Source organism: Achromobacter sp. PD1 (genome assembly GCF_048541815.1).
Taxonomy (GTDB): Bacteria; Pseudomonadota; Gammaproteobacteria; order Burkholderiales; family Burkholderiaceae_B; genus Achromobacter; species Achromobacter bronchisepticus_A.
Map to the genome: position 1 here is coordinate 4,945,277 of NZ_CP183349.1, position 25,742 is coordinate 4,971,018.

27 protein-coding genes and 1 pseudogene are annotated in these 25,742 nt (G+C 59.9%); 17 read left to right on the forward strand and 11 right to left on the reverse strand.

Annotated elements, in window-relative coordinates; genetic code table 11:
- Positions 1-175: 175 nt before the first annotated feature.
- Positions 176-472, forward strand: coding sequence for a CrpP-related protein (locus ACM1PE_RS23320; protein WP_419343858.1), 297 nt, complete (start codon positions 176-178; stop codon positions 470-472).
- A 218-nt stretch (positions 473-690) separates the two neighbouring features.
- Positions 691-867 carry a DUF3606 domain-containing protein gene (locus tag ACM1PE_RS23325; RefSeq protein ID WP_419341110.1) on the forward strand — a complete coding sequence of 59 codons (177 nt, stop codon included), beginning with the start codon at positions 691-693 and terminating at the stop codon, positions 865-867.
- 58 nt (positions 868-925) lie between these two features.
- On the opposite strand, the gene ACM1PE_RS23330 is transcribed toward ACM1PE_RS23325, so the two are convergent.
- Together ACM1PE_RS23330 and ACM1PE_RS23335 are read right to left on the reverse strand one after the other, a co-directional pair.
- The gene (locus tag ACM1PE_RS23330) at positions 926-1,381 is read right to left on the reverse strand and encodes a hypothetical protein (RefSeq protein WP_419341111.1); all 456 of its coding nucleotides are present in this window, start codon (positions 1,379-1,381) and stop codon (positions 926-928) included.
- A 265-nt stretch (positions 1,382-1,646) separates the two neighbouring features.
- On the reverse strand, positions 1,647-2,150 hold the full coding sequence (locus ACM1PE_RS23335; protein WP_419341112.1) for a hypothetical protein: 504 nt from the start codon (positions 2,148-2,150) through the stop codon (positions 1,647-1,649).
- A gap of 362 nt (positions 2,151-2,512) precedes the next feature.
- On the opposite strand from ACM1PE_RS23335, the gene ACM1PE_RS23340 reads away from it, so the two are divergent.
- Both ACM1PE_RS23340 and glgP read left to right on the forward strand, forming a co-directional pair.
- Positions 2,513-2,803: a glycine zipper domain-containing protein gene (locus ACM1PE_RS23340; protein WP_059371394.1), complete on the forward strand. Its 291-nt coding sequence runs from the start codon at positions 2,513-2,515 to the stop codon at positions 2,801-2,803.
- Positions 2,804-2,898: 95 nt separating this feature from the next.
- Positions 2,899-4,542: an alpha-glucan family phosphorylase gene (gene glgP / locus ACM1PE_RS23345; RefSeq protein ID WP_059371393.1), complete on the forward strand. Its 1,644-nt coding sequence runs from the start codon at positions 2,899-2,901 to the stop codon at positions 4,540-4,542.
- A 46-nt stretch (positions 4,543-4,588) separates the two neighbouring features.
- Here the strand turns inward: glgP and ACM1PE_RS23350 are convergent.
- Positions 4,589-5,329, reverse strand: a pseudogene (locus ACM1PE_RS23350) (transposase); the annotation flags it as partial.
- Between the two features lie 279 nt (positions 5,330-5,608).
- Here ACM1PE_RS23350 and ACM1PE_RS23355 point away from each other — a divergent pair.
- Complete coding sequence (locus ACM1PE_RS23355) at positions 5,609-5,818, forward strand: CrpP-related protein (RefSeq protein WP_419341113.1); 210 nt, start codon at positions 5,609-5,611, stop codon at positions 5,816-5,818.
- Between the two features lie 977 nt (positions 5,819-6,795).
- On the opposite strand, the gene ACM1PE_RS23360 is transcribed toward ACM1PE_RS23355, so the two are convergent.
- Positions 6,796-6,984, reverse strand: coding sequence for a hypothetical protein (locus ACM1PE_RS23360; RefSeq protein WP_419341114.1), 189 nt, complete (start codon positions 6,982-6,984; stop codon positions 6,796-6,798).
- A gap of 88 nt (positions 6,985-7,072) precedes the next feature.
- Between ACM1PE_RS23360 and polX the strand changes: the two genes are divergently transcribed.
- Positions 7,073-8,809 (forward strand): DNA polymerase/3'-5' exonuclease PolX, encoded by a 1,737-nt coding sequence (polX, locus tag ACM1PE_RS23365; RefSeq protein WP_419341115.1) that lies wholly within the window; start codon positions 7,073-7,075, stop codon positions 8,807-8,809.
- A gap of 2 nt (positions 8,810-8,811) precedes the next feature.
- Here the strand turns inward: polX and ACM1PE_RS23370 are convergent, their stop codons facing one another.
- The 4 genes from ACM1PE_RS23370 to ACM1PE_RS23385 form a co-directional block, all read right to left on the reverse strand.
- Positions 8,812-10,341, reverse strand: a complete 1,530-nt coding sequence (locus ACM1PE_RS23370; protein ID WP_059371390.1) for an AAA family ATPase — start codon at positions 10,339-10,341, stop codon at positions 8,812-8,814.
- 84 nt (positions 10,342-10,425) lie between these two features.
- The gene (locus ACM1PE_RS23375; RefSeq protein ID WP_419341116.1) at positions 10,426-11,784 is read right to left on the reverse strand and encodes an erythromycin esterase family protein; all 1,359 of its coding nucleotides are present in this window, start codon (positions 11,782-11,784) and stop codon (positions 10,426-10,428) included.
- Between the two features lie 29 nt (positions 11,785-11,813).
- Positions 11,814-12,503 carry a phosphoribosyltransferase family protein gene (locus ACM1PE_RS23380; protein WP_059371389.1) on the reverse strand — a complete coding sequence of 230 codons (690 nt, stop codon included), beginning with the start codon at positions 12,501-12,503 and terminating at the stop codon, positions 11,814-11,816.
- Positions 12,504-12,537: 34 nt separating this feature from the next.
- The gene (locus ACM1PE_RS23385; protein WP_419341117.1) at positions 12,538-13,071 is read right to left on the reverse strand and encodes a universal stress protein; all 534 of its coding nucleotides are present in this window, start codon (positions 13,069-13,071) and stop codon (positions 12,538-12,540) included.
- 139 nt (positions 13,072-13,210) lie between these two features.
- Between ACM1PE_RS23385 and ACM1PE_RS23390 the strand changes: the two genes are divergently transcribed.
- From ACM1PE_RS23390 to ACM1PE_RS23400, 3 genes are all read left to right on the forward strand, one after another.
- Positions 13,211-13,858: a nitroreductase family protein gene (locus tag ACM1PE_RS23390; protein WP_419341118.1), complete on the forward strand. Its 648-nt coding sequence runs from the start codon at positions 13,211-13,213 to the stop codon at positions 13,856-13,858.
- A 421-nt stretch (positions 13,859-14,279) separates the two neighbouring features.
- The gene (locus tag ACM1PE_RS23395; RefSeq protein WP_059371388.1) at positions 14,280-14,927 is read left to right on the forward strand and encodes a BON domain-containing protein; all 648 of its coding nucleotides are present in this window, start codon (positions 14,280-14,282) and stop codon (positions 14,925-14,927) included.
- A 610-nt stretch (positions 14,928-15,537) separates the two neighbouring features.
- A complete protein-coding gene (locus ACM1PE_RS23400; RefSeq protein ID WP_419341119.1) occupies positions 15,538-15,876 on the forward strand; it encodes a hypothetical protein in 339 nt (112 codons plus the stop codon).
- 86 nt (positions 15,877-15,962) lie between these two features.
- Here the strand turns inward: ACM1PE_RS23400 and ACM1PE_RS23405 are convergent, their stop codons facing one another.
- A complete protein-coding gene (locus ACM1PE_RS23405) occupies positions 15,963-16,220 on the reverse strand; it encodes a helix-turn-helix domain-containing protein (protein ID WP_059371497.1) in 258 nt (85 codons plus the stop codon).
- 646 nt (positions 16,221-16,866) lie between these two features.
- Here ACM1PE_RS23405 and groES point away from each other — a divergent pair.
- From groES to ACM1PE_RS23420, 3 genes are all read left to right on the forward strand, one after another.
- A complete protein-coding gene (groES, locus tag ACM1PE_RS23410) occupies positions 16,867-17,154 on the forward strand; it encodes a co-chaperone GroES (RefSeq protein WP_006221616.1) in 288 nt (95 codons plus the stop codon).
- 37 nt (positions 17,155-17,191) lie between these two features.
- Complete coding sequence (groL, locus tag ACM1PE_RS23415; RefSeq protein WP_054451905.1) at positions 17,192-18,832, forward strand: chaperonin GroEL; 1,641 nt, start codon at positions 17,192-17,194, stop codon at positions 18,830-18,832.
- Between the two features lie 199 nt (positions 18,833-19,031).
- The gene (locus tag ACM1PE_RS23420) at positions 19,032-19,949 is read left to right on the forward strand and encodes a YihY/virulence factor BrkB family protein (protein WP_059371386.1); all 918 of its coding nucleotides are present in this window, start codon (positions 19,032-19,034) and stop codon (positions 19,947-19,949) included.
- Positions 19,950-19,960: 11 nt separating this feature from the next.
- Here ACM1PE_RS23420 and ACM1PE_RS23425 read toward each other — a convergent pair whose 3' ends face one another.
- On the reverse strand, positions 19,961-20,455 hold the full coding sequence (locus ACM1PE_RS23425; RefSeq protein WP_059371385.1) for a MarR family winged helix-turn-helix transcriptional regulator: 495 nt from the start codon (positions 20,453-20,455) through the stop codon (positions 19,961-19,963).
- A gap of 82 nt (positions 20,456-20,537) precedes the next feature.
- Positions 20,538-21,374, reverse strand: a complete 837-nt coding sequence (locus ACM1PE_RS23430; protein WP_059371384.1) for a helix-turn-helix domain-containing protein — start codon at positions 21,372-21,374, stop codon at positions 20,538-20,540.
- A 148-nt stretch (positions 21,375-21,522) separates the two neighbouring features.
- Between ACM1PE_RS23430 and ACM1PE_RS23435 the strand changes: the two genes are divergently transcribed.
- From ACM1PE_RS23435 to ACM1PE_RS23455, 5 genes are all read left to right on the forward strand, one after another.
- Complete coding sequence (locus ACM1PE_RS23435; RefSeq protein ID WP_280014554.1) at positions 21,523-22,077, forward strand: GNAT family N-acetyltransferase; 555 nt, start codon at positions 21,523-21,525, stop codon at positions 22,075-22,077.
- A gap of 78 nt (positions 22,078-22,155) precedes the next feature.
- A complete protein-coding gene (locus tag ACM1PE_RS23440; RefSeq protein ID WP_059371495.1) occupies positions 22,156-23,613 on the forward strand; it encodes a 2-hydroxymuconic semialdehyde dehydrogenase in 1,458 nt (485 codons plus the stop codon).
- A gap of 25 nt (positions 23,614-23,638) precedes the next feature.
- A complete protein-coding gene (locus ACM1PE_RS23445) occupies positions 23,639-24,076 on the forward strand; it encodes a RidA family protein (protein WP_059371383.1) in 438 nt (145 codons plus the stop codon).
- A 6-nt stretch (positions 24,077-24,082) separates the two neighbouring features.
- Positions 24,083-25,051 carry a LysR substrate-binding domain-containing protein gene (locus ACM1PE_RS23450; RefSeq protein WP_059371382.1) on the forward strand — a complete coding sequence of 323 codons (969 nt, stop codon included), beginning with the start codon at positions 24,083-24,085 and terminating at the stop codon, positions 25,049-25,051.
- 139 nt (positions 25,052-25,190) lie between these two features.
- A complete protein-coding gene (locus tag ACM1PE_RS23455) occupies positions 25,191-25,742 on the forward strand; it encodes a 3-hydroxyanthranilate 3,4-dioxygenase (protein ID WP_059371381.1) in 552 nt (183 codons plus the stop codon).

A 25,742-nucleotide genomic window follows, 5' to 3' on the forward strand; every position in this document is an offset into this window, starting at 1 on the left:
TAGTACCGCAATACTATTGCTAGCGTTATCGAAAGCGCGCACCATCGCCCTTCCGCCCACCATTCTTTTGGAGGAACGGCAATGCATCGTGATGACATCGAAAAGCTCGGAGCGCAAGCTGCTCGCGACGGCTTTACTTTGTAGGATTGCCCTTACTTACTATCGGGCAACCGAAATGCCTGCCCACACTGGCGAAACCATTCCGAAATGGCGAGAAAAGGTTCAGGCATGGGAACGCGGCTGGCGAAAGCGCAGCGCGGTCGTATTAGTGGCCGCCCAAGCGAGTGCATATTTCAGTCACCGCGCAGATCTCCCTGCAGATAATCCTCCGACCCGTGCCAGGGTCCGGCAAGCCGACGCCCCAACGCTAACCAGTCGGTCACACTCTTCCTCGCGCACTTTCGGTTTGACCGCCACGATGCAATCGGCGAACTCTGTTAACACCCTCCCCCAATCGTCAAGGTTGCAATAAGCAGTAGGCGACCATTTTTGCAAGAAGCTCGTCTCGTAGCATTACGAACACCTCTGAGTTGTCAACCATGCACACCGCGGCAATTCGGATGCCCGAGTACGTCGATATTCGACTGGCGTGCCCACATCGCTGCAGCGCCATGGTGCACGAGCACCTCTATTCATTAATGATTGGGAACAGCACTTGCTGAAAGACACGTTCTTACAAGGAGGATTCGCATGTCAGACGATCTAACGAACCGGGGCGGCCAGGACCGCGCGCGTATCAATGTGAACGAAGATCACGAACTACGCTACTGGACTAAAGAATTGGGGGTGAGTGAGCAGCGGTGGAAGGAGGCCGCCAACGCAGCTGGTGTTTCCGTCGAGGCCGTCAAGAAGCATCTCGGGAAATGACCCCTGGCGGCCAAAAGTGGGCAATCAGCAGGCAGACTGCCGTTCAGTAATCTACTCATCACCTTTTGTGCGCGAGACCAATCCGCCTCAATGCTTCTGCGTCCGGCCATTTCGGTGCCTCCCAATACCTGCGAAGTCGATTTCTTACGGAAGGTAGGGTGAGCGGCGCGTCGAACCTAAAATCGACCACTTCGACACCATTTTCCATACACAGCCGTCGCTTCAACTCGTCACGCGCAACGACACGAAGATGAGCTTCTTCTCCACCAAAAACAGACAGGGGTCGGTAGTGCTGTTCTCCCTGGTGCTCTATCGCGAGCCTAAGCTCTGGAAGATAGATGTCGATACGCATCCTTCCCAGCCACTCTGGCGATGCTTCTCGAAGTACCTGACTGTCGGGAAAGATTTCTCTGATGAGACCGTACAGAGCTGACTCACGTTGCCACCGACTCAAGCCAAGGATGTGCATAATTTCAGCTCTGGCGGTCCTCTCGTCCACGCCAAGATCGAACATAACCTGGTCGATGTAGCACTCGAAATTAGTCTCAACACTCGCACCATATCTCTCGTCTTCAGGTGCTACACGAGACACACAGAGGTGGCATAGACCCTCCTTGTATACGCATTCAGCGAAATAACGAGTCAAGAAAACACCGTCAGCATCAGATCGCGTCGCAGAGGCGGTGTGATAGGGCATTGAGCATGTGCACAGGAATCGCTTACCAGTAAGCATGTGATCGAATGAGACTGCTCGATGCCCCCTCGAGCCAGTTACTTGATCAAAATTTGCTATCAGAGGTTGAGGCGGAGTGTCCAGGGAGAGGCGGTCCAATATGGCTTGAGTCACCTCTTTTCCGAGCTTGATGTGATTGATCCTCAGCACGTGATTCATTTGGCGCTTCAGCTGTTTTTTTTTTGAGCAGGAAGATTCGCGAAATGCCACCACCGTAAATGATCGGCACCAGATCCATGCTCGACGAAGCAAGATCAACATCGTCAAAGCTGTCCTCTGGCCTCGTTGCGACTGTGATTTCTGGATACCAGGTCTCATGGTTCGTCCCCAGCAACGCTGGGAGCGAGGCGAATCGCTGCTTGAAGTACATCGAGTGAATTTTGACAGAAGGCGGCTTGATGAGAATGTCCGAAAAGGTCTCCATAAAGCACTGGCGTAGGAGAACCTCAAGCGCACGCTCAATAGCAAGAACTGGCGTCATCCCCGGCGTTCCCAGATCCTGTACAGCTGGATCAACTAGTCTCAATCCATCGAGCAAAACTCTTGCCATCGAATCGCCCCTAGTTTGGTAGATACTTTGGAGGCAAATTCTATCAAGTGAAAAAGAAATCCAACCTCCCCGCTTCTGATGGCTGATTTCGGTCTGTCGCCACAGGCAGCTTTGGGTCGCAATCCGTCTTTCGAAACCGCTCTACAAGACGCGGGCGAATCGCGCGCGACGATAATAAATTTGGGTTGAAATGGTCTATTGCTCATCGGTGCTCGCCGAAGCACCACGTAGCGCCTACATCCCATCGAAAATTGATCTGCTCATTGACTTTGATCAAGTCATTCGAATGCAATCGAGCCAAAGTGAACGGGGAAACTTGATATGGGGCCTTCTCACTTTTTTCCGCCCTTTAGGAGATATCAATGCCTACCCCGAATACGACTGCTGATTTCACTGAAAATAGCATCGGCCAGGACGTTGAAGGAATACTTCAACGCCTCGGAAACAGTGCGGACGAGCAATCAGAGATGCTGAAGACGAAAGCGCGCAGTGCGCTAACCACGTTAAGAGAACTCGAGCGCAGCACAGAAGCGCGGATTCAGGCGGCGGGCGAGCAGACTCAGAGATTTGTTCATGAGAAACCTTGGGTAGCTATCGCCGTGGCAGCCGCCACGGCATACGCCCTTGGCGCGCTATTTCGTCGACGCGGCTAAATGCATACCCAACCCCCTGAGTAACTCGGTCCACACCGATTTCACAGTATGTCCAGTGCGGCTACAGCACCGAGAGATCTACTCGGGAGATATGCATGCTTCGATCGATTAGCCGCATCGCCGATAGAGCCGTCGCGTACTTCTCAATGGAGATGGCTCTGAAAAAGGGAATGGCGACTTATGCAGGCGGGCTCGGCATCCTTGCCGGGGATGTCATGCGCTCGGCGGCGGATCTCAACCTGCCGATAGTCGGCGTGACGTTGGCCAACCGAGCGGGCTACTTCAAGCAACTTCTTGGGCCGTCAGGGCAACAACAGGAAGCTCCCGATGCATGGAGTCCGGAGCGGTATGCAACAGCGCTGGGGACCAAGGTCGTGGTCCAACTTGAGGAGAGGTCTGTATGGATAGGTGCATGGCTTTATCAGGTGGCCAGCCGTAGCGGCGCCAGCGTGCCGGTCATCCTGCTCGATACCAATCTGCCGGAGAACGGCATCGAAGACCGGACGTTGACTGATCGTTTGTACGGCGGCGATGCAGCCTACAGGCTAAAGCAGGAAGCGATCCTTGGAATTGGCGGAGTACGTATGCTGCGGGCGCTCGCGATGCACGTGGTCTGCTTTCATATGAACGAAGGTCATTCTGCCTTGCTGGGCCTAGAGTTGCGGCGCAGCAGGGAACGAGTGCGATGCGTATTCACCACCCATACGCCTGTTGACGCCGGGCATGACCGGTTCCCATATCCGCTCGTCAGCCAGGTACTCAAGGACTATTTTTCCCTTGATGAAATGAAGCAACTGGCAGGCAAGGATCAACTGAACATGACCCAACTGGCATTGTCGCTAGCCGATTATGTCAACGGAGTGGCGCGCAGGCATGCCGAAGTCTCGCAAGGGATGTTCCCCACCTACAAAATCCGTGCCATTACGAATGGCGTACATCCCTACACATGGACCAGCGAGCCGATGCGCAGTCTATACAATCACCACATTCCGGATTGGGATCAGCGTCCAGAGCGTCTCATGCACGCGGACCAGATCAAGTCAGCCGATCTGTGGGCAGCCCATTTGGCGGCCAAGGTAGCTTTGCTCCGCACCATCCGGGAGCGGGGTGGTCCGTCGATGAATCAGGATCTTCCGATCATAGGCTTTGCGCGCCGCATGACTGCATACAAGCGAACCACTCTCATTTTCCGCGAAGTCGATCGATTGAAGAGCATCGCCGCTAAGTATCCCTTCCAGATCGTGTGTGCGGGCAAGGCGCATCCTCGCGATACAGAAGGAAAACAAGACGTGGAGCAATTACACCGGCACGCTGCGGCCTTATCCGGCACGATAGACATCGCGTTTCTGGCAGACTATGACATGGATCTCGCCCTTACACTGGTTTCAGGTTCTGACCTGTGGCTGAATACACCACTACCGCCACTGGAGGCTTCAGGGACGAGTGGCATGAAGGCGGCATTCAATGGGGTTCCAAACTTGAGCGTGCTTGATGGTTGGTGGCAGGAGGGCTGCATCGAAGGCGTTACCGGCTGGGCAATCGGAGACAATACGGACACAAATGATGAAAGCCACGCCGCAGCTCTGTACGACAAACTTGAGCGCGTCGTCCTGCCGTTATGGCATGAGGATCGCGAGGGGTGGATTTCGGCAATGAAAGGCGCCATCGGGCGCAACGCCAACTACTTCAACAGCCACCGTATGATGCACCAGTACGCGGCGGAGGCCTATCTTCTTTGAGCCACGGCAGGCTGTGTCCCTTCGATAATTTTTAGCACGAACCGCTGAGCGTGCGGATCACGCGCTCGGACGGCAGCGAGAAGTCAACCTCAATGCCCAGGGCCTCGCGGTTGAAGTCGTCGATCACGTTGAATACGCGAATGCTGCGCCCATCGGCAAGCTGGTCTTGCATGAAGTCCATCGACCAGACCTGGTTCACGTTGGTCGGCACGGTCAGTGGCTCAGGCGTCTGCCTAACCAGCCGTTTGCGCGGCTTGATCCGCAGGTTCAGTTCGAGCTCTCGATAGATCTGATACACACTCCCATGGTTCCAGCCGAAGCCTCAAACATTGCGTAGGTACAGGAAGCACAGACCAAAGCCCCAGTTGCGATGGTTGTCCGTCAGACGTAGCAGCCAGTTGGCAATCTCCTCGTTCTCACCGTCCGCCTTGGCGACGTACCGAAAACAATTCTGGCTGACTCTGAACGCCTCGCAGGCCATCCGAATCGATACGCCGCGTTCCTGCACGGCGAGATGGCCTCACCACTTTTCTCCTAGCGCCTCCGTCACGATCTCGGCCTTGAGCTTCTCCTCGACGTACATCTTGCGCAGCCGAGCGTTCTCGGCCTCCAGCTCCTTCATGCGCGCCATCAGCGATACGTCCATGCCGCCATACTTCCAACGCCACTTGTAGAACGTAGCCGAGCTGATGCCCAACTCTCGGCACAGCTCTGGAACGGCAAGACCTGCCTCCACGCGCTTGATGGCTTCAATGATCTGGCTATCCGTAAATCTCGACTTCTTCAGGCGGTAGAACTCCTCCACGAGAAAATTCTACTTCTGACCTCATCGCTTTTGCGGGGGGATTACCAGGGCATTTAGGCGATTGGCGGTTTGAATCGCCCCAGTCCTCGAGGCTGGGGGGGCTTGTCGCCGCGTGCAGCACGATTACGTGCCCTTCAGAAGGCAGCGCCATCTCACGTACCAAAATAGCTGCACGCCAGGCGGCCTAGTATCGATACACTATTGCATCCACATGTAGGTGTTTCTACAATTCGCTTATCCACCTTTTGGAATGGTCGCGAGATGATCGATGATTTCCGAAAGCAGGGAGCAGAGGCCGCGCGAAACGGAGCGAGGTTGTTGGATTGCCCACTACTTAAGCCAGAAGCAATGCCGGGCCATACGGGAGAATCGCCGGTAATCTGGAGGTCTAAGTTTGAAGCCTGGCAAGCCGGATGGATCGCAGAAACCAAAAATCTACGGCGGGAGAGTCCCGAGTCACGTCGCTCGTAGGAAACACCACGCTACGGTGCAGCGAAGCGTCCCCCCACACCGACATCGCAACCTGCTTACCCTTGCATTCTTCTGGGAGAGTTCCGCCCCAGATGGCGCCTGCAGTCCGCCGTACGGCCTAGCTGAATCGCCCCGGGTTTCCTAGACACCAGAAGCAAACTCAGGCAGTCTAATTCGAAGATAGTCTTAGGCGATAGCCCTTGGTGCATTACGACGCGCCAGCTCAGCCAGGCAGTCGCGACGCCGCTAATCATCGCAAAGACACTGTAGAAAGGTTAGCCCAAGTCGCTAAACATGCTGGTTCCCTCTGACAACCGATCCAATCCGGATTCAAACGGACGCCCGGTGTATCGGTACTGATGTTGCGTAACAGTTCCGGCTCATGCCCCGCGGGCGGCGTATCGGCGAGATACAGTGCTGTGCCTAGCTCTATTTGATCGCACCGTATGAACTGCGCACGCCTATTTCATTTGTTCTTGAGCGGTCCAATCCCCCAAAAAAACAGCTGCTAATCTGTTGCCAGAATTGGAGCCATCCTGGAAGTGGTTTAGTAGTTCAGACAACTCGTGTTCGGACCCTGCGCCAAGCCTTAGCAGAAATTCATTTACCTCTATGCGTTGCGCCGACGCGGCTAGACTAGCGAATCTCCAACACTCCAACACCCATGCATCCTGAGCCTGAATCGCCGCCGCAGCATTGGGGGCAAGTCCGATCCGCGCGAATGCGACGCGACAGCATTCATGCTCCGCGCCCACTCGCTCTAAACCGCGACGAATGGCTGCTCCAAACCGACGATTCCAATCTTGCATATTGGGCCCCTGGAGTCGCTGAATATCGTAGCCAACCTTTCATTTATTTGCACATAGAAAATTCACCGGCATCCTGTAAAGCGACACACCGCGGCGCCCCCGGTTAGGTGGGACGACGCGATAAAGGTCTGTTACGAGAAGACTTCAACTGCTGGGAGCAAGTCAGAGTCAATAAATATTGGCCCCTTTGCGGCAATCCTTCTTGACTTTTATCAAGGCGAAATCGCTCTCCGCCCCAGATGTGCAGGCATCGCCGGCATTGCGGACCGTGGGTACGCTGTCGGCGGATTTGTCGCCTTCGCTGCGTTTCCGGAGGGCTTCGGCCAGCGCATGGCATTGTTGACTCCCGTCAATCACGGGGCGTTCCAACGCCTTAGACTGAAAACAGCGCCCAGCATCGCAATGGTCCCGAGGATCCTGCCATGACAAGCAAGAAAGGTCTGCCATGTCTATCGTCAATGCCGACATCGCCGCCGTTTTCAGTGAAATCGCCGATCTGCTCGAACTTCAGGGCGCCAATCCGTTCAGGGTCCGCGCCTATCGCAATGCGGCCCGCACATTGAGCGAGCTCGGCCAAAACGTCCGGACGATGCTGGAACGCGGCGACAAGCTCGACGAGCTGCCGGGCATAGGCCCTGACCTGGCAGGGAAGATCGCCGAAGTGGCGGCGTCCGGAAAATGCGCCCTGTTGGAACGCCTGCGCCGGGAATTGCCGCAAGGCATTACCCTTCTGCTGGAAATTCCTGGCCTTGGTCCCAAACGGGTGCGTACCCTGCACGACGAGTTGGGCATTGAAACGCTGGAGCAATTGCTCGCCGCCGCGCGTGAAGGCCGGATATGCACGGTGCACGGCTTCGGCGAAAAGACGCAAAAAATGATCCTGGAAGCAGCACAGCGGCACTTTGTGCAGGACCGCCGCTTCAGGCTGCCGATGGCTGCCCAGGTAGCCGAGGCGCTTCTGGCCGAGCTCAAGGCCGTTCCCGGCGTGAGCCAGGCGCAGGCGGCCGGCAGCCTGCGGCGCATGCGGGATACAGTGGGCGATCTGGATCTGCTGGTGGCGGCCAGCGCCGGCAGTCCGGTGATGCAGCGCTTTGCCGCCGGCAACGGCGTCGCACGTGTCCTATCCAAAGGGTCCACCCGAGCCAGCGTGGTCCTGGAAAACGGTCTGCAGGTGGACCTGCGCGCCGTGGCATCGGCGAGCTTCGGCGCCGCCTGGCTGTATTTCACCGGATCGAAGGCGCACAACATCGCGCTGCGGCGGCTGGCGCAGGACGCCGGTTTGAACCTCAATGAATACGGCCTGTTCCGTGACGGCAAACGCATCGCGGGATCCACCGAGACATCGGTGTACGAAGCCCTGGGCCTGGACTTCATCGAACCGGAGTTGCGCGAAGACCGTGGCGAGATCGAGGCGGCCCGCAAACATCGCCTCCCCAACCTGGTGCAATTGGCCGACCTGCGCGGAGACTTGCATACACACAGCAAAGCCAGCGATGGTATCGACTCGCTTGAACGCATGGCAAGCGCGGCGCGCGCCCATGGCCTGCAGTACCTGGCCGTGACCGAGCATTCCCAGCGCCTGGCGCTGGCGCACGGCCTGAATGCCGGACAGTTGGCACGCCAGATCGACCAGATCGACAGATTGAATTCCCGGCTGGAAGGCATCGTGCTGCTCAAGGGCGTGGAAGTCGATATTCTCGATGATGGGTCGCTCGACCTGCCCGATAGCATTCTTGGCCGGCTGGACCTGGTAGTCGGCGCGATCCATCATGGTTTCGACTTGCCCCGCGAGCGCCAGACCCGACGCCTGCTGAAGGCAATGGATCATCGCCATTTCAGCATCCTGGCGCATCCCACGGGCCGCCTCATCAACGAAAGGCCGGCGTGTGACATCGACCTGCCACGGGTGATCGCCAAGGCCCGCGACCGGGGTTGCTTCCTCGAATTGAACGCGCATCCGGCGCGACTGGACTTGGACGACGCCGCCTGCCAGATCGCCCGCGGCGAAGGTGTGCTGGTAAGCATAAATTCCGATGCCCACAGCGCCTTGGAGTACGACAACCTGGCATGGGGAATAGGACAAGCCCGGCGCGGCTGGCTAAGCGCAAAGGATGTCTTGAATACCCGAACGCTCGAGGAACTGCGCCCCTTGCTGGCAGCCACCATGGGGCGGAGCGCCTGACTTCACCCGTCAAGAAAACGGAGCACGAATGCCGCGGTTTCTTCGGCGGGGCCGCCAGCATCAATATGCGTCCAGCGCTTCACATCGCGTTGCCTGTCCAATTGTGTACGCACAATGCGCTCATTGGCGTCCGAAGGGTCATTCGTGCGCTGACTGACCCGGGTGAACAATTGGGCAGGCTGGGCTTCAAGCCAAAAGCCGCCAAACGGAACCATCGCGCGGGCCGCGCATTGTTCAATGCGCTCGCGGCAGTCCTCCCGCTCGAATACGGCGTCGGCGATCACCGCGCACCCGTCTCGCGCCAGATGCTCCGCGCGCGCGGCCTGCTCCGCATAAACCTGCTCGGACAGATCAGCCCGATAGGCTTCCTCCGGCAGCTTCGACTCCGCCGGCACGCCGCACAGGCGCTTGCGGATGCGGTCGCTGGACAATACGCGGGCGCCCGGCGCGGGACCAAGCGCGTGCGCGATAGCCGCTGCCAACGACGATTTTCCCGATCCGCTGAGCCCGCCAATGGCGACCAGCCTCCCTCTGCGTCGCTCCAGGCAGGAAAGCCCCGTATCGAGATACCCCAGGGTCTCAGCCAACAGAGACTCTCGCGTCCCTCCGGCGGACTCCGCAGCCTGAGCAGCCAGAACGTGGGCGCGGATGACGGCCCTCAAGGCCATGAACAACGGCATCAGGACCATTCCGCCTTCGTCATCGCTCACATCCAGATAACGGTTCAGCGCCAGGTTGGCATACCCCGGGAATCCCCGCGACCAGAGATCCATGATCAGGAAGGCCAGGTCATAAAGCACATCGATAGTGGCCAGCGCATCATCGAACTCGAGGCAGTCAAACAAGACCGGCGCCCCGTCGATCACGCAGATGTTGCGCAAATGCAGATCCCCGTGGCAATGCCGCACCTTTCCAGCCGCCGCGCGCCTTGCCAGCAACGGCGCCTGCTTCTTCAATTCGCTGCGTAGCCCAGCGCAAAGCGCCTCGATCTTCCCGCCAGGCAATGCGCCTGACCCGATGAGAAGCTTCTCGGTCACGGCCAGAACCTCGGCCAGCGCCGCAGGCGTATCCACGCCGCGCACTATTCGCGCACGATCATGGAATCCGGCAATCACGCCTGCGGCGCGTTCAGCCAGTGCTGCTGTCATCATTCCGCGCTGCACCACGCTCTCCAGCAGGGCGTCGTCCGGAAACCGCCGCATCTCCACCACGGCATCGATCATTTCTCCGGAGCCATCGAAGGCCAGATTCCCGTCGCGGTCCCGCATGATGCGCCGGACCGCCAGATACAACTCAGGCGCGGTGCGCCGGTTCAGTTCCAGTTCCCGCTGGCATGCCGCCAGGCGCCGCGACGCGGTGGACAGGTCAATGTACGGAAACCGCACGGCCCTCTTCAGCTTGTAGGCGCGTGCTCCGGCAAGCACAATGATGGAGATGTGGGTATGTATCGTGACGATATCGCCCGCCGGCACCCCGTGGACATGCGGACTTGTCAAGAAATCCAGCGTGGCGGCCTGGCTCTCAGCGTTCAACTCGACGCGCTCCCATGTCAGCCCCCCGTGGCAACGGTCTCGCCGCCCGACTGCAACTCCGCTTCGCTTCGCGGGTCGACATCGCTATAGCCCGGCAGGGAAAGTTTCCGGAGCTTCATCCAGATTCCAGATATCGCCCCATTCGAGCGGTTCTACCGCCCGCGTCTGGTCAAAATGCAGCACGCAGTCAAACTGCTGCGGCAGGCAAGCATAAAAGTAATGGCTGCTCCGTTCGGTTTCCGGCCGGTAGATGACGCCGATGGCGCGTTCCAGCCGGCGCCTGGACAGCGCCTGCGCCAGGTCCCTGTCTCCCTTGAAGGCCAACATGAAGCGTCCGATGCCCGTTTGGTGAAAGAGGGTTTCATGGCTGCCAGGAAGCGCCGGCAGCACGCGCTTTCGCTCGGCCGGCGCGTCCCAGTCGCTCGCGGCCGTCACGCTTCCCTGATAGGTCGTCATTCCCACCAGAAACGCCTGATCGCCATAGGACTCCCGCGCCAACTGTCCCACCGTCAACTCGCCCGCCAACCCGACATCCGTCGCGCGGGCATCGCCCACATGGGAATTGTGTTCCCAGACGACGATCCTGGCCGGCATGCCGTCCTCCGTCCGAGGCAAGTGCCGGGCGAGCGCGTCCAGGGTTTCCATCATGTGCCGGTCCCGCAAGTTCCAGGAAGACACGCGCCGGTCGAACATGGTGCGGTAGTACTGCTCGGCGTTCGTGACAAGGCGCGCATTCTGCTGCGCATAAAACAGCTCATCGCTCGCCGCGCGGCCGTCGCGTTTCACATACTCGGCGGCGCGCGCGTTGAGTTCGTGCATTTGCGCGATAACGGCATCCTGGCATGAGGCCGACAAGCCATAGCTTGTCGAGTATCCATAGCGCTCGCTGCTTCTGCCGAAATGGTCGAAACAGGCATAGCGCGCGCGAGCCTGGCGCGCGGCTTGCGGATCGACTTTATCAAGGTACCGCAGCACCTCCGAGATCGACGTAAACAGGCTATACAGATCCAGCCCATAGAAACCGACGGGTGGCAAGCGGGAGGGCAGGGATTCGTTGTAGCGCCGCAGCCACTCGATGAACCGGACGACTTCGGTGTTCCGCCACATCCAGGTCGGGAAGCGCTTGAAGCCCGCCAAGGCCTGTTCGCCGGACTTGTCTTCGCCCTGGCCGCGCAGGTACCGGTTGACACGATAGGCATCGGGCCAATCGGCCTCGACCGCGACGGCGGAAAATCCCTTCTCGGCGATCAGGCGTTGAGTAATGCGGGCGCGTTCTTCGTAGAACTCGTGGGTACCGTGGCTCGCTTCCCCGATCAGCACGAAGCGCGCGGCTCCGATCCTTTCGAGAAGGACGTCATAGTCCTCGATGCTTCCCGTAAGCGGCCGCGCCGCCGCCATGACCCAGGAAAGCGGGGAGGCATGCGCATCGGGTTTCGTTTCCATGACATCTGCCTTGGCCCCGATACGGGGCATCAATCGCTATGCGGTGCAGGCAGGGTCATCCATGCGGCCAGCGGATGGTTGCGTTCTGCCTCTTGCAACAGACGGATGACCTCGTCATCTTCGGTCTGCTCGAAATCCTCGTACCATTGCCCCACGCCATAGAAGGGCGATGGCGTGCTGATGCAAATCACTTCATCCGCCTCGCCCGTCAGCTCTTGCCGGGCCTCGGCCGCGGCCACCGGCGCCGCGACCACCACCCTTGCCGGCTTCTTCTTGCGCACGGACTTCAGGGCCACGCGCATGGTCGAACCCGTCGCCAGGCCGTCATCGACCAGGATGACAACCTTGCCCCCCAACTGCAACGGCGGCCGCCCGGCCCGATACAGCGACTCACGGCGCTCCAACTCCTTGCGCTCGCGCATGACGATAGGCTCGATAGCCCTTGGCGGAACTCCATATGCCTCGATAGCCTCATCCTGAAACACAGACTGATCGCTGCTGATCGCGCCTATGGCGTACTCAGGATAGCCGGGCATTCCGATCTTGCGCACCAGGACTACATCGATCGGAGCATTCAAGGCGGCGGCAACTTGAAACCCTACCGGCACGCCGCCACGCGGCAACGCCAGCACGATCACATCCGGACGGCCCGCATATCTCATCAACTGCCGAGCCAGCAACATTCCGGCCTCTTGCCGATTCTTGAAGCGAATGTTCATCGATGCACCTGCGTTGGATCATGGTGTTCATACCCTATCTCCAGCTTTCGACTGATGCTTGACCGGCTTTCGACACAGATTCGCGTACGAGCAACAAGGGAACGGCCACGCCGCGCGATATGTTCTGAGCCCGATAGTTCATGGGTATGCGGCGAACGTCGTGCAACCGGTGCGCCCCAATCACGATCAAATCTGCCCCCCAGGACCGTGCCTCGGCCGCCAGGCATTCCTCGAACGATCTTTCGCCTGCCTCGAAGAGAGCGCTGTCCACGGGAATGCAACTCGCGCGCACCCTTTTTGCCGCATTCCGAAGCATCTCTGCGGCATGCTCACGCGACAGCCTCCGGATTGCCGCCGGGGAGTGGCAATTGGTGCCAATTCCCAAAGACGATGGCAATGCTTCGACGATACAGATAAGCCGGATGACCGCGTCATGGATAAATGCCATGCGTACTGCCTCATTCAACCCCGATTCGGAAGTCGAACTGCCGTCGATAGATATGAGAATCCGTCTATACATGGCCGGAATGATCAGAGAATGAATCCAGGCGCCTGTGGGGTTGCGCATCGGTCTTCGCCGCTCTCAGTTGAAGAGCCCGCCGTTCCCAGCTTAAGACGACGAGGCGTCGCAGCATTGACTTCCGTCAATTAGGAGCGATCCCATTGGCGCATACTAATTCTTCATCGTGGAATCCGGGATCAGCATCATGAGAGCTCTATCCCCTGCCGAAGAATGCACGGCCAACGCACCCGTCGACGCCCGCAGTCCAGATCCATTTCTTCTGCCCAAGCCAGGAATCGAAGGCGGCATGACCTTGCGGGAGGCTCTGACGTTGCGCCGCTCGATCCGGAGCTACGCGGAAACGCCCCTGCCATTGCAGCAACTCTCCGATCTGCTCTGGGCCGCCTGCGGCGTGAATCGCGAGAGCGGCGAGCGCACTGCGCCATACTGGCGGCATCGCATCGTGCTGGACCTGTTTGTGCTGCAATCCGCCGGCGTATCCATTTACGACCCGCCGACGCATGCGTTGGCGCCCTACATGAAAGGTGATTTGCGCGCCCTGGCCGGGCAGCAGGATTTCGTCGGCCGCGCTCCACTGGAACTAGTGTATGTGGCTCGCGGCGAAAAAATGGTCGATATCACCGCCATCGAACGCCAGCTCTATGCTTCGGTCGATGCCGCGTTCATCGGCCAGAACGTCTATCTATTCTGCGCGTCGGCGGGATTGGCCACGGTGTTTCGCGGCGCCGTCGACAAGAGCCGGCTCGCCCGCGCGCTTCAATTACCCGACACCGACTTCGTGACATTTGCCCAAACAGTGGGCTTCAGCGATGGGAAGCCCCCGCCTCCATGAGGAAAATTCCATGAACGATCAATCCCAACATAGACAACCTATCGCCGTCATCGCCGTTGCCCCGAACGGCAGCACATACAGAATTGAACGGCGCAGCCAGTTTCGCTCGAACCGGGCTACGCCCGATACGTACTTCTACTGCTGCCTCCCAGACGGTCAGGTCGTCGACCAAATTGGGACAGGCATTTACCAACTTCCCGACGGGACCATCGTCAGAACGCGAAGGCGTAGAGGCACACATCCGGATGGGGCGTCACAGTAAATGGGCGATAGCAAGCGGACCCGAAACTTCCTTTAACGGTTGCCAATTTTGACGTGGCATTTACACGGGACAATCACTTAGAGAACCTCACAGTAGACGGCACGCCACACGGAACACGGCACTTTTCAAGTTATCTTTTCTTCCGATTGGAGATTAATCATGAAAGACGAAGATCTTCGCCATCAGGTCCTGGACGCGTTGGAATTCGACCCGCGCATCGATGCTACCGGCATCGGCGTGGCTGCATCCGACGGTGTTGTCACGCTAACCGGTCATGTCGGTACATTCAGCGAAAAATATGACGCCGAGAAAATTACGGCACACGTGAAGGGGGTCAAAGGGATCGCGCAGGAAATCGAAGTCCGAACGAAGTACGAGCAAGGTAATTCAGACGACGAGTTGGCTAAACGCGCCCTCAATAGCATTGGATGGAACTCCTCTATTCCCGACAACAAAGTGCAGGTTAAAGTACAACAGGGGTGGGTAACATTGAGCGGAGAGGTCAGCTGGAACTTCCAAAGGGCCGCCGCCGAAAGCGCCGTTCGACGCCTATCAGGGGTAAAAGGAGTCGCAAACCTGATCAAGCTGGATGGCAACGTGCGGATCAGCGATGTCAAAGAACGCATTCAGAATGCGCTGAAGCGCAGCGCTGAATTGGAGGCAAATGATATTCAGGTTGCCGTGCGCGAAAGGAAAGTCACATTGACTGGAAAGGTGAGAAGCTGGTCCGAAAGGCGCGCCGCCGAACAGGCGGCATGGAGCGCACCAAGCGTGATAGCAGTTGAGGACAAGCTCACAGTCAACTGACTATATGTTCTCCACCGGCACGGTCGGCCATCGCGCAGTAGCAGGCCGGCCGCAACCAGTCAGAGCCGTTATCTCGACGAACGCCAAGGAAGGTTCCGAGCGGATCGGCTTTAGGCATCGCTCCCTTTTTGTTTCTGCAATGCGGAGCCTGACCGGGTCGGCGCGAAGGACTTGCACCTCCTTCCGCCGCTACGCACAGCTTCGGATACGATCTGATGAATTCCCAGTCAAGGTCCATGTCGGCTTGGATTGTCACTGCTCAAATTGCACCAGGTCCACACCCCCGGCGCCCTACTGCTGGTCCGGAGGGGCGCAATGTCGTGAGCTTCCCTATACCGGGATGGAGATTTTTGATTGACTGCAATGGGTCGAATGCAGTCGACTAGAACACCCATCCTTCGAGCTCTGATCACCGGAAAAACCTAGCTGTCACTCCGCCTCCGGCAATTGCTTAGCAGTCTGGCTTGATATCGCACTCTTTCGACAAGTTCCGTTATGCTCAGCGAGAGAGAAGGACACCGTCGCTCCCCCATTTGATCGCCATGTTGCCTTGACGCAATGCCACGCAGCGCCATCGCTCCTCACTCTAACCACAACTCCGGAAACATGTATGAGCACCTCTCCCATGATGACAGCGGAAGAGCTTATGGAACGCTTCTCTTGGCAGTTCAAAGCGGGGCCCCGAATTTGTGGCAGCGTCCCACCGTCGTGGAACGGCGTACTGTTCGATCTCATGCTCGCAGTTGAGAACTTTCTTTCGCCCGATGAGCAAGAGCGATTCTGGTGGACCGACATCAAAGAGAAGCGCGGTGAGCTACGTGCCTACTATGTCAACGACAACGAGGAGGACAAAGAGAGGGAAGTTGCGTCTCTCGTGGAACATGCCGAGAACCGCGTGGAGCAGACTCTTCCGAAGGAGGGAATGCGTCTTTTCTCCCCCTATCGTTAGATCGCTTCTTTGAACGAAACACGCGATCGGAGCACAACCGCATTTTTGATCCTTAGTGCGCATTCACACATACCTAGCAACACCTCCTACTGCCCACGTCGCTGTTCCTCAAGAATGTCTTCTAGGGTTCGCCCATGCCCCCGTTTCACCACTTTTAGGTCGTAGCCGGCGGCCGCAAGTAGCCGAACCAGGACCATCACGCTCATATCCCCCCGCGCGACTGTTTCCATGCGAGTGACTGTCGTGCGTGCTACACCGGCGCGATCGGCGAGTTCGCTTTGCGATAAACCACAGTCCCTTCGGATAGTCTTCAACATATCCGCCACGTCACCTAATGTCGTCATTTTGTAGCCCCAGGGCATCAGAAATGAGCTACCTCCCTGCTTTTGTAGCCCAACAGGCACAAGTGCGTCGACCCGCCGCCGCCAATTTGGTGTCGAAACACGGTCCTTAGAAACTCCGGCGGTCTCGCCCCCGCCCGGGTATTCGGTAAATCAACACTGAAGACAGGCCAGCCGCATCATCCCGCGTACCAACTTAGACGGATTTTTCGTCATTTGCTTCAACTTAGATGATTCGGGCGCAGGCGTTTTCATCATTAGCGATTTCCAAAGTTCTCGGCATGGGCAAGCCCTTTTGGCCTGAATTTCTTTGTTTGCAAACTCCTTCTTGCATCAACCGGCCGAAGATCCGCTCCAGGCAGGCTTTTACACATTTGTTACGTTTCAAGTTCGTTGAGCAAACTTGCATCTTCAATGAACTTCTACAACTGTGTTGGCTCTTGAGGCACAAAGAGTTCCAAACTCAATGGCAGAAATTCCAAACTCAATGAAATTCGACAGCTACCCGCAAATATGTAACAGCCCTGCCCTCCCCCCTTGAACCCTAGAACATCATCCCTATAATTAGCACTCGACACCGGTGAGTGCTAACAAGCGTTCCCGGGCCTAACCGATCATTTCCTTCTCTTTTTTGCAACAGGAGTTCCTCATGGCCTTGCGTCCCCTGGGCGATCGCGTGATCGTCAAACGCCTCGAAAACGAGCGCAAGACTGCATCGGGCATCGTTATCCCCGACAGCGCCGCTGAAAAGCCCGATCAGGGTGAAGTCGTGGCCGTCGGCCCCGGCAAGAAGACCGAAGACGGCAAGATCCTGCCGGTCGACCTGAAGGCTGGCGACAAGGTGCTGTTCGGCAAGTACGCCGGCCAGTCCGTGAAGGTTGACGGCGAAGAGCTGCTCGTCATCCGCGAGGACGAAATCCTCGCCGTGGTCCAGTAAACCCCGCCTCAAACGAATTTTCGAAGGAAGCTAAGAAATGGCTGCCAAGCAAGTACTGTTCGGTGACGACGCCCGCGTGCGCATCGTCCGCGGCGTGAATGTTCTCGCCAATGCTGTCAAGACCACCCTGGGCCCCAAGGGTCGCAACGTCGTGCTGGAGCGCTCGTTCGGCGCCCCGACCGTGACCAAGGACGGCGTGTCCGTCGCCAAGGAAATCGAACTGAAGGACAAGTTCGAGAACATCGGCGCCCAGCTGGTCAAGGACGTTGCCTCCAAGACCTCCGACAACGCCGGTGACGGCACCACCACCGCCACCGTGCTGGCCCAGGCCATCGTCATGGAAGGCCTGAAGTACGTTGCCGCCGGTTTCAACCCGATCGACCTGAAGCGCGGCATCGACAAGGCTGTCGCCGCCGCCGTCGCTGAACTGAAGAAGCAATCCAAGCCGGTCACGACCAGCAAGGAAATCGCCCAGGTCGGCTCGATCTCCGCCAACAGCGACACCTCCATCGGCCAGATCATCGCTGACGCGATGGACAAGGTCGGCAAGGAAGGCGTCATCACCGTCGAAGACGGCAAGTCGCTGGAAAACGAGCTGGACGTCGTCGAAGGCATGCAATTCGACCGCGGCTACCTGTCGCCCTACTTCATCAACAACCCGGACAAGCAAGTTGCCGCTCTGGAAGATCCGTTTGTCCTGATTTTCGACAAGAAGATCAGCAACATCCGCGACCTGCTGCCCGTGCTGGAACAAGTTGCCAAGTCGAGCCGTCCGCTGCTGATCATCGCTGAAGACGTCGAAGGCGAAGCCCTGGCCACCCTGGTTGTGAACAACATCCGCGGCATCCTGAAGACGACCGCCGTCAAGGCTCCTGGCTTCGGCGACCGCCGCAAGGCCATGCTGGAAGACATCGCCATCCTGACGGGCGGCACGGTGATCTCCGAAGAAACCGGCATGTCGCTGGAAAAGGCCGGCCTGGCTGAACTGGGCCAAGCTAAGCGCATCGAAGTGGGCAAGGAAAACACGACCATCATCGACGGCGCTGGCGACAGCAAGTCGATCGAAGCTCGCGTCAAGCAAATCCGCGTCCAGATCGAAGAAGCCACGTCCGACTACGACCGTGAAAAGCTGCAAGAACGCGTGGCCAAGCTGGCCGGCGGCGTTGCCGTGATTCGCGTTGGCGCTGCCACCGAAGTCGAAATGAAGGAAAAGAAGGCTCGCGTCGAAGACGCCCTGCACGCCACCCGCGCTGCAGTGGAAGAAGGCGTTGTGGCTGGCGGCGGCGTTGCTCTGCTGCGCGCCAAGCAAGCCATCGCTGACCTGAAGGGCGACACGCCTGACCAGAACGCCGGCATCAAGCTGATCCTGCGTGCTGTGGAAGAGCCGCTGCGCACCATCGTCACCAACGCCGGCGAAGAAGCCAGCGTGGTCGTCAACACCGTGCTGAACGGCAAGGGCAACTACGGCTACAACGCCGCGACCGGCGAGTACACCGACCTGGTCGAGCAAGGCGTGCTGGATCCCACCAAGGTGACCCGCACCGCCCTGCAGAACGCCGCTTCCGTCGCCAGCCTGCTGCTGACCGCCGAAGCTGCCGTGGTCGAACTGGCCGAAGACAAGCCCGCTGCTCCGGCCATGCCCGGCGGCATGGGCGGCATGGGCGGCATGGACTTCTAAGTCCCGCCATCCTTGCAAGGCCTCCCCGGCTCCGGCCGGGGAATGCAGTATCCCGAAAAACCCCCGGTCCTTCGCCCCGGGGGTTTTTCTTTTTCCGCAACGCGGCCTCGCCAAAGAACACGTTTGCGCACAATCTGCGGGTTTCGCCGCAGCGCATGCGTCCCTACAATGAAGGCTCTCCCAGAACGAGCCGAGTCCCATGCGTTTGCCCCCGACCCTGTTGCGCGCCCTGCGTCCGTCCGAAATCGGCGGGCTGTTGATGGACTCGGCCAAACAGTGGTCCACCCATCGCGCGTCCAGCAAGGGCGCGGCGCTGGCGCTGTACATGGTGTTTTCGCTGGCGCCCATGCTGATCCTGGTGATCGCGGTGGCGGGCGCGTTTTTCGGCGAAGATGCGGTGCGCTCGGAGCTGTTCTCGCAGCTGCGCGACCTGACCGGCGAGCGCGGCGCGGAAGTCATCCAGACGGTGCTGGCCAGCGCCCATGAATCGGGCAAGGGCTGGATCGCCGCGCTGATCTCGATTTTCGTGCTGATATTCAGTGCCACCACGGCCTTCGCGGAACTGAAGGCCAGCCTGGACGAACTGTGGGAAGTCTCCGCGAACCAGAAAAGCGGGCTGCACAGCATGGTCCGCAGCCGCATGCTGTCGTTCGGCCTGGTGCTGGTGCTGGCGCTGTTCCTCTTGATATCGCTGACGGTGAACGCCGCTCTCGGGGCCGCGCGCGGCTATTACGGCGATCTATGGACGGCTTCGTCCTTCGCCCTGGTGGCGGAGTGGATCTCCAGCCTGTTTTCCTTCTCCATCGTGGTGGCGCTGTTCGCGGTCATCTACAAGCTGCTGCCCAGCGCGAAGATCTCGTGGCCAGACGTGATTCCGGGCGCCATCGTGACGGCGGCGCTGTTCCTGGTGGGCAAGTGGGGCATCGGCGTCTATCTCAGCCGGGGCGCGGCGGTGTCAGCCTATGGCGCGGCGGGATCGCTGATCGCGCTGTTGCTGTGGATCTACTATTCGGCGCAGATCTTTTTCTTCGGCGCGGTATTCACGCGCCAGTTCGCGCTGCGCTTCGGCCGGAAAAGCGCGCCCGCGGCGGAATCGACACCCGCAGCGGACGCCTGAACCCGACGCTCTCAGGCGGCGTCGTCCTGCGGCTCCAAGCCCGCCATCAGGCGCAGGCATTTCAAGAAGACCGGCCGCAGATCTTCTGGGATGGGCGCCAGCACCTCCGCCTCCACGGCGGCATCCTGCGGCAGGATGCGCGCCAACAGGGCAATGCCCTCTTCCGTGATCTCCAGCGCATAGGCGCGCCCGTCCTGGGCCGAACGCTTGCGGCGCACATAGCCCTTTTTGGTCATGCGCGCGATCATTTCAGCGAAGGAATTGCGGTCCAGCGCGATCAGTTCGGCGATGCGGTTCTGGGTCGCTCCCGGATTCTGGTAGACGGTGATCAACAACGCCTTCTGGCGCGGGGTCAGGTCTTCGTCGGGAAAGGCCTGGGCAAACAGGGCTTCGGCGCGGAAGTGGGCCCGGCGCAGCAGATGCGATGCAACCTGGGTCAGGTCGAATGCCTGCAGGGCCTGGGCTGCGGCCTGCTTGGCGGGGATACGTCGGGATGCAGCAGTCATCGGGCTTCCAAGGAATGGGTGTCAGCGGTCATGACATGGCGCCGCAATGCCATAAGATAGCTCACGCCCCTTTCAGACTTCATCATGTCCTGCCTTTCCGGTAGTCGGTCAACCCCACGCCGGTATGGCGCTTGAAGAACTTGCCCAAATAGGAGGCGTCGGCGAAATGCAGTTCCTCGGCAATCTGCTGCACGGATTTCCTGGGCTGGGTAAGGCGCTTTTTTATCTCCAGCACGACCTGCCTGTCGATCAGCGTTTTGGGCGCGTCATTGAAGAATCTCCTGCTCAACTGCGACAGGTAGTACGGAGTGATGTGCAGCAGTCCTGCATAGAATGCCACGCCGCGCTGTTGCACGCAGTGCTGCGAGATCAGCTCCCAGAATTTCCAGCAGACCGCTTCCGATCTGCTGAAGTCATTCCTCATGCCGGCCCCAAGGCCGTCTGTCTTTTCACAGATCCACAAGAACAGGTTCTGGACATGGTTGACGATCATGGTCCGCTGGTAGGTGACGCACTGCTCATGGATCAGCGCCGCCTGGCCTTCCCAGGCCTTTGAATACTCCGGCGACAGCTTTTCGGCAGCGAAGAACGGCGAACGGCTCAAGAAGGAAAACAGGCTGTTGGGCAGGGCGTGCGCAATCTCCGCAGCGATGGACCGGTTCATCAAATAGCAGGCGCATGAATAGTCATCCGACTTGCGTTTGATGAGCGCGATGGAATCTTCCGCCAAGACCAGCAGATCGTTTTTCTTCATCCGGTGCGGCTTGAAGTTCACTTCCCACTCGGCGCTGCCCTCGCGGCAGATCAACACCACCACATACGCCAACGCCAAGGGGTGACCCACCTGTGCGTCGAAGCTATTGAGGCCGATGGCCAGGTCTTCGATGCCTGTATCCGAGAGTTGAGAGAGTGTTTTCATTTACGCTGAAATATTAAATTGTCACCCATGAATTCCCGCAATTTTGTTTTCAAAATTACCTAATCTACTCAACTCTGTCTATTATCAGTTGCGCCCTCGGATCCTAGAATTGCAGCTGCTGTTTTCATTGCTGAAAGGAAGGGAAATCATGCTGCGCACCGAACGCCTCATCTTGCGGCCCTGGCACACCGACGACGCGCCGAGCCTGTTTGAGTATGCATGCGACGAACGGATCGGCCCCGCCGCGGGCTGGCCTGCTCATACAAGCGTCGAACATAGCCGGGAGATCATCCAGACGGTTTTTTCGCGGCCACTGGCCTATGCCTTGACAAAGAAGGAAGACAACACCGCCATAGGCCTGGTGGCGTTGCTCATGGGGAAGGACAGCAATTTCGACATTGCCGACGACGAAGCCGAAATCGCGTATTGGATCGGCGTACCGTTCTGGGGCCAGGGGTTGATTCCTGAAGCCGTCAGGGCACTGATGCGCCACGCGTTTGAAACGTTGAACTTCAACGCGCTATGGTGCGGCTATTTCGCCGACAACGAAAAATCGCGCAAAGCCCAGGAAAAGTGCGGCTTCAAGCACCATCACACCGAGGAGAACAAGTTCAATCAGTTCATGAACGACTATCGGACGGAGCATGTCAGCCGCATCGGCAAGGAAGAATGGCAGACCCTGACGGCTTCGGAATCGCATTGACTTGAGACGGGGCGCTGTCTATGATCCAAAATATAGTACGTATACGTATTTATTTTGCATCCCGACCTGGCCCTGCACATGACGATCCGACAATTGCGCAACTACATCGACGGCCGCTTTGAAGACGGCGCGTCCACCTTCGACAAGCACAGCCCGGTGGACGGGCGCCTGATCGCCCAGGTCCACGAAGCCAACCGCGATCAGGTCGACCGCGCGGTGGCGGCGGCGCACCGCGCCCTGCCCGCCTGGGCGGGACTGCCGGTAGCCGAGCGCACCGACCATCTGCTGGCGCTGGCCGACGGCATCGCGCGACGCTTCGACGATTTCCTGCAGGCCGAGATCGGCGACACCGGCAAGCCGGTGGGCTGGGCCGGCAAGATCGACATTCCGCGCGGCGCGGCCAATTTCCGCGCCTTCGCGGAACTGGCTCGCACGCTGGACATGGAAAGCTACATGACGGACACGCCGGATGGCCGCCAGGCGCTGAACTACGCCTACCGCAAGCCGCTGGGCGTGGTGGGCGTGATTTCACCCTGGAACCTGCCGCTGCTGTTGCTGACCTGGAAGGTGGCTCCGGCGCTGGCGTTCGGCAATACGGTGATCATGAAGCCGTCCGAAGTCACGCCTTCCACGGCCACGCTGCTGGCCGAAGTCGCGCATGAAGCCGGGCTGCCGGCCGGCGTGCTGAATCTGGCGCATGGTTTCGGCCCGGACTCGGCGGGCGAATTCATGACCACGCATCCGGATATCGACGGCATTACCTTCACCGGCGAATCCGCCACGGGCGCGGCCATCATGCGGGCGGTGGCGCCGGGCGTGAAGCCGGTGTCCTTCGAGCTGGGCGGCAAGAACGCGGCGCTGGTGTTCGCCGATGCGGATTTCGACGCCGCGGTGGACGGCGTGACGCAATCGGTGTTCGCCAATTGCGGCCAGGTCTGCCTGTGCACCGAGCGCGTCTACGTAGAACGCCCGATCTACGAGCGCTTCGTCGCCGCGCTGGCGGCGCGCGCCGACGCCTTGCGCATCGGCTGGCCGATGGATCCGGCCACCGAGATGGGACCGCTGGTGTCGCGCGAGCATCGCGACAAGGTGCTGTCGTACTTCGCCCTGGCGCGGGAGGAAGGCGCGACGGTGGTGGCCGGCGGCGGCGTGCCGGTATTCGGCGACGCGCGCGATGAAGGCGCCTACGTGCAGCCCACGATCTGGACCGGCCTGCCCGAGACCGCCCGTTGCATCAAGGAGGAAGTCTTCGGCCCGGTCTGCCACGTGGCGCCCTTCGACACAGAAGAAGAAGCCATCCGCCTGGCCAACGACACGCGCTACGGCCTGGCCGCGGCCGTCTGGACGCAGAATCTCACGCGCGGCCACCGCGTGGCGCAGGCCATGAAGGTTGGCCTGGCCTGGGTCAACTGCTGGTTCCTGCGCGACCTGCGCACGCCGTTCGGCGGCAGCGGCCTCTCGGGCATCGGCCGCGAAGGCGGCCGCCATTCGCTGCATTTCTATACCGAACCGACCAATGTCTGCATTAAGCTCTGACCCACCCCACGCAAAGGAAGATTCGATGAACCCACCCCAGCCCGGCGTCAGCGCCACCGTCGTCGCAGGCAAGGCCACGCCGCGCGGCAAGTATCCGCACATCAAGCGCGCCGGCGATTTCCTGTATGTCTCCGGCACCAGCTCGCGCCTGCCCGACAACCGCATCGCGGGCGCCGAGGTCGATGCGATGGGTACCGCCACGCTGGACATCCGGGCGCAGACGCGCGCCGTCATCGAAAACATCCGCGACATCCTGGCAACGGCCGATGCGACGCTGGCCGACGTGGTCGAGATCAGCACCTTCCTCGTCAACATGAACGATTTCGGCGGCTACAACCAGGTGTATGGCGAGTACTTCGACTCCGACGGCCCGGCCCGCACCACCGTCGCCGTGCATCAGCTGCCGCATCCGCAGCTGCTGATCGAGATCAAGGCGGTCGCCTACAAGCCGCAGGCGCGCTAGCGGCGCATGTCGGACTTCCGCATTACGCCCAACGCGCTCAGCCGCAAGCTGAAGCTGCACCAGTTGCAGGTGTTCGAGCGCGTGCTGGCGTGCCGTTCACTGTCGCGCGCCGCCAGCGAATTGCATCTGACCCAGCCCACCGTCACCAAGGCCATCCACGAACTGGAGACCTTCTTCGGCGCGTCCTTGTTCGACCGCTCCAACCGCGGCGTGACGCCGACGGAGCTGGCCGTGGTGCTGGGCCGCCGGGTCCAGGCCATGATGGCCGAGATCCGCTACATGGCCGACGACATCGATGCGGTGCTGGGCGGGGCCAGCGGCCATGTGGTGGTGGGCACGCTCATCGCCGCGTCGGCCAAGCTGTTGCCCGAGGCGATTGCGCGCCTGATGACTGCGCACCCCGGCATCCAGGTCAGCGTGCGCGAAGGGCCGACCTCCCAGCTGCTGCCAGCGCTGGCCACGGGCGATCTGGACATCGTGGTCGGCCGCTTGCCCGGCGCCGACATGGCATCGATCTCCGGCGTGGCGGTGGACCACCACAAGCTGTACCGGGAAGAGCTGTGCCTGGTGGCGCGCGCCGCCCATCCCCTGGCCGGCGCGCCGCCCGCGCCGCTGGCCGCGCTGACCGATCACATCTGGATCCTGCCCGCCTCCAGCTCGCCGCTGCGCGCCTCGATCGAGCGCAGCTTCCTGGACGCCGGCCTGCGCCTGCCGGCCAGGCATGTCGAATCGCTATCGCTCCTGACCAACATCGGCGTGCTCATGCACAGCGACGCGCTGGCGCTGCTGCCCTATGACGCGGCGGCGCCGTTCCTTGCGACGGGCATGCTGGCCCGCCTGCCCACCAACGCCTTCGGCGCATTCGGCGACGTGGGTTACTCGGTGCGTGCGGACCGCCCGCTGACGCCGGCCTGCCAGCGCCTCGTGGACCATCTGAAGCAGATCGCGGCGCAGCGCGCTGAAACCGTCGGCTGACAGGTGGATCAGGGTTATCCCGCCATAGACAAGCCGCATACCCAACGGCGTAATTTCTATTGTGCAGGCCCGCAAGGTCCCGCCTAGACTGCGGGCTATGGGGCAGCCCCGGTCCGCCCCCAGACTTCCGGAGATCCGCATGCCTGCCTATGGCCCGCCGTTGAATTTCCAGCGCTGGATAGACGACCACGCGCATCTGCTCAAGCCGCCGGTCGGCAACCAGCAGATCTGGCAGGACGCCGACTTCATCGTCACCGTGGTCGGCGGCCCGAACCACCGCACCGACTACCACGACGACCCGCTGGAAGAGTTCTTCTACCAGCTGCGCGGCAACGCCTGGCTGTCGCTGTGGGTGGACGGCAAGCCCGAACGCGTGGACCTGAAGGAAGGCGACATCTTCCTGCTGCCGCCGCACGTGCGGCATTCGCCGCAACGTCCGGAGACCGACAGCGCCTGCCTGGTCATCGAACGCCAGCGCCCGGAAGGCCTGCTGGACGGCTTCGAGTGGTATTGCCCGCAATGCCGCAGCCTGGTGCACCGCGTGGAGGTGCAGCTCAAGAGCATCGTGACCGACCTGCCACCGCTGTTCCAGGCCTTTTATTCCAGCACCGAGAAACGCACCTGTCCCAGTTGCGGCGAGATCCATCCGGGCAAGGGGCATGCGCCGTCCACGCAGGCGGCTCCGGCCTAG

Bases quoted from the DNA above. Each gene is read 5' to 3' on its own strand.
- ACM1PE_RS23455 (WP_059371381.1), top strand. From the start codon at position 25,191: ATGCCTGCCTATGGCCCGCCGTTGAATTTCCAGCGCTGGATAGACGAC.
- ACM1PE_RS23390 (WP_419341118.1), top strand. From the start codon at position 13,211: ATGAGAGCTCTATCCCCTGCCGAAGAATGCACGGCCAACGCACCCGTC.
- ACM1PE_RS23320 (WP_419343858.1), top strand. From the start codon at position 176: ATGCCTGCCCACACTGGCGAAACCATTCCGAAATGGCGAGAAAAGGTT.
- ACM1PE_RS23385 (WP_419341117.1), bottom strand. From the start codon at position 13,071: ATGCGCAACCCCACAGGCGCCTGGATTCATTCTCTGATCATTCCGGCC.
- groES (WP_006221616.1), top strand. From the start codon at position 16,867: ATGGCCTTGCGTCCCCTGGGCGATCGCGTGATCGTCAAACGCCTCGAA.
- ACM1PE_RS23425 (WP_059371385.1), bottom strand. From the start codon at position 20,455: ATGACTGCTGCATCCCGACGTATCCCCGCCAAGCAGGCCGCAGCCCAG.
- ACM1PE_RS23440 (WP_059371495.1), top strand. From the start codon at position 22,156: ATGACGATCCGACAATTGCGCAACTACATCGACGGCCGCTTTGAAGAC.
- ACM1PE_RS23380 (WP_059371389.1), bottom strand. From the start codon at position 12,503: ATGAACATTCGCTTCAAGAATCGGCAAGAGGCCGGAATGTTGCTGGCT.
- ACM1PE_RS23375 (WP_419341116.1), bottom strand. From the start codon at position 11,784: ATGGAAACGAAACCCGATGCGCATGCCTCCCCGCTTTCCTGGGTCATG.
- ACM1PE_RS23400 (WP_419341119.1), top strand. From the start codon at position 15,538: ATGAGCACCTCTCCCATGATGACAGCGGAAGAGCTTATGGAACGCTTC.
- ACM1PE_RS23340 (WP_059371394.1), top strand. From the start codon at position 2,513: ATGCCTACCCCGAATACGACTGCTGATTTCACTGAAAATAGCATCGGC.
- ACM1PE_RS23325 (WP_419341110.1), top strand. From the start codon at position 691: ATGTCAGACGATCTAACGAACCGGGGCGGCCAGGACCGCGCGCGTATC.
- polX (WP_419341115.1), top strand. From the start codon at position 7,073: ATGTCTATCGTCAATGCCGACATCGCCGCCGTTTTCAGTGAAATCGCC.
- ACM1PE_RS23430 (WP_059371384.1), bottom strand. From the start codon at position 21,374: ATGAAAACACTCTCTCAACTCTCGGATACAGGCATCGAAGACCTGGCC.
- ACM1PE_RS23420 (WP_059371386.1), top strand. From the start codon at position 19,032: ATGCGTTTGCCCCCGACCCTGTTGCGCGCCCTGCGTCCGTCCGAAATC.
- ACM1PE_RS23355 (WP_419341113.1), top strand. From the start codon at position 5,609: ATGATCGATGATTTCCGAAAGCAGGGAGCAGAGGCCGCGCGAAACGGA.
- ACM1PE_RS23435 (WP_280014554.1), top strand. From the start codon at position 21,523: ATGCTGCGCACCGAACGCCTCATCTTGCGGCCCTGGCACACCGACGAC.
- ACM1PE_RS23445 (WP_059371383.1), top strand. From the start codon at position 23,639: ATGAACCCACCCCAGCCCGGCGTCAGCGCCACCGTCGTCGCAGGCAAG.
- groL (WP_054451905.1), top strand. From the start codon at position 17,192: ATGGCTGCCAAGCAAGTACTGTTCGGTGACGACGCCCGCGTGCGCATC.
- ACM1PE_RS23405 (WP_059371497.1), bottom strand. From the start codon at position 16,220: ATGACGACATTAGGTGACGTGGCGGATATGTTGAAGACTATCCGAAGG.
- ACM1PE_RS23330 (WP_419341111.1), bottom strand. From the start codon at position 1,381: ATGTTCGATCTTGGCGTGGACGAGAGGACCGCCAGAGCTGAAATTATG.
- ACM1PE_RS23395 (WP_059371388.1), top strand. From the start codon at position 14,280: ATGAAAGACGAAGATCTTCGCCATCAGGTCCTGGACGCGTTGGAATTC.
- glgP (WP_059371393.1), top strand. From the start codon at position 2,899: ATGCTTCGATCGATTAGCCGCATCGCCGATAGAGCCGTCGCGTACTTC.
- ACM1PE_RS23450 (WP_059371382.1), top strand. From the start codon at position 24,083: ATGTCGGACTTCCGCATTACGCCCAACGCGCTCAGCCGCAAGCTGAAG.
- ACM1PE_RS23335 (WP_419341112.1), bottom strand. From the start codon at position 2,150: ATGGCAAGAGTTTTGCTCGATGGATTGAGACTAGTTGATCCAGCTGTA.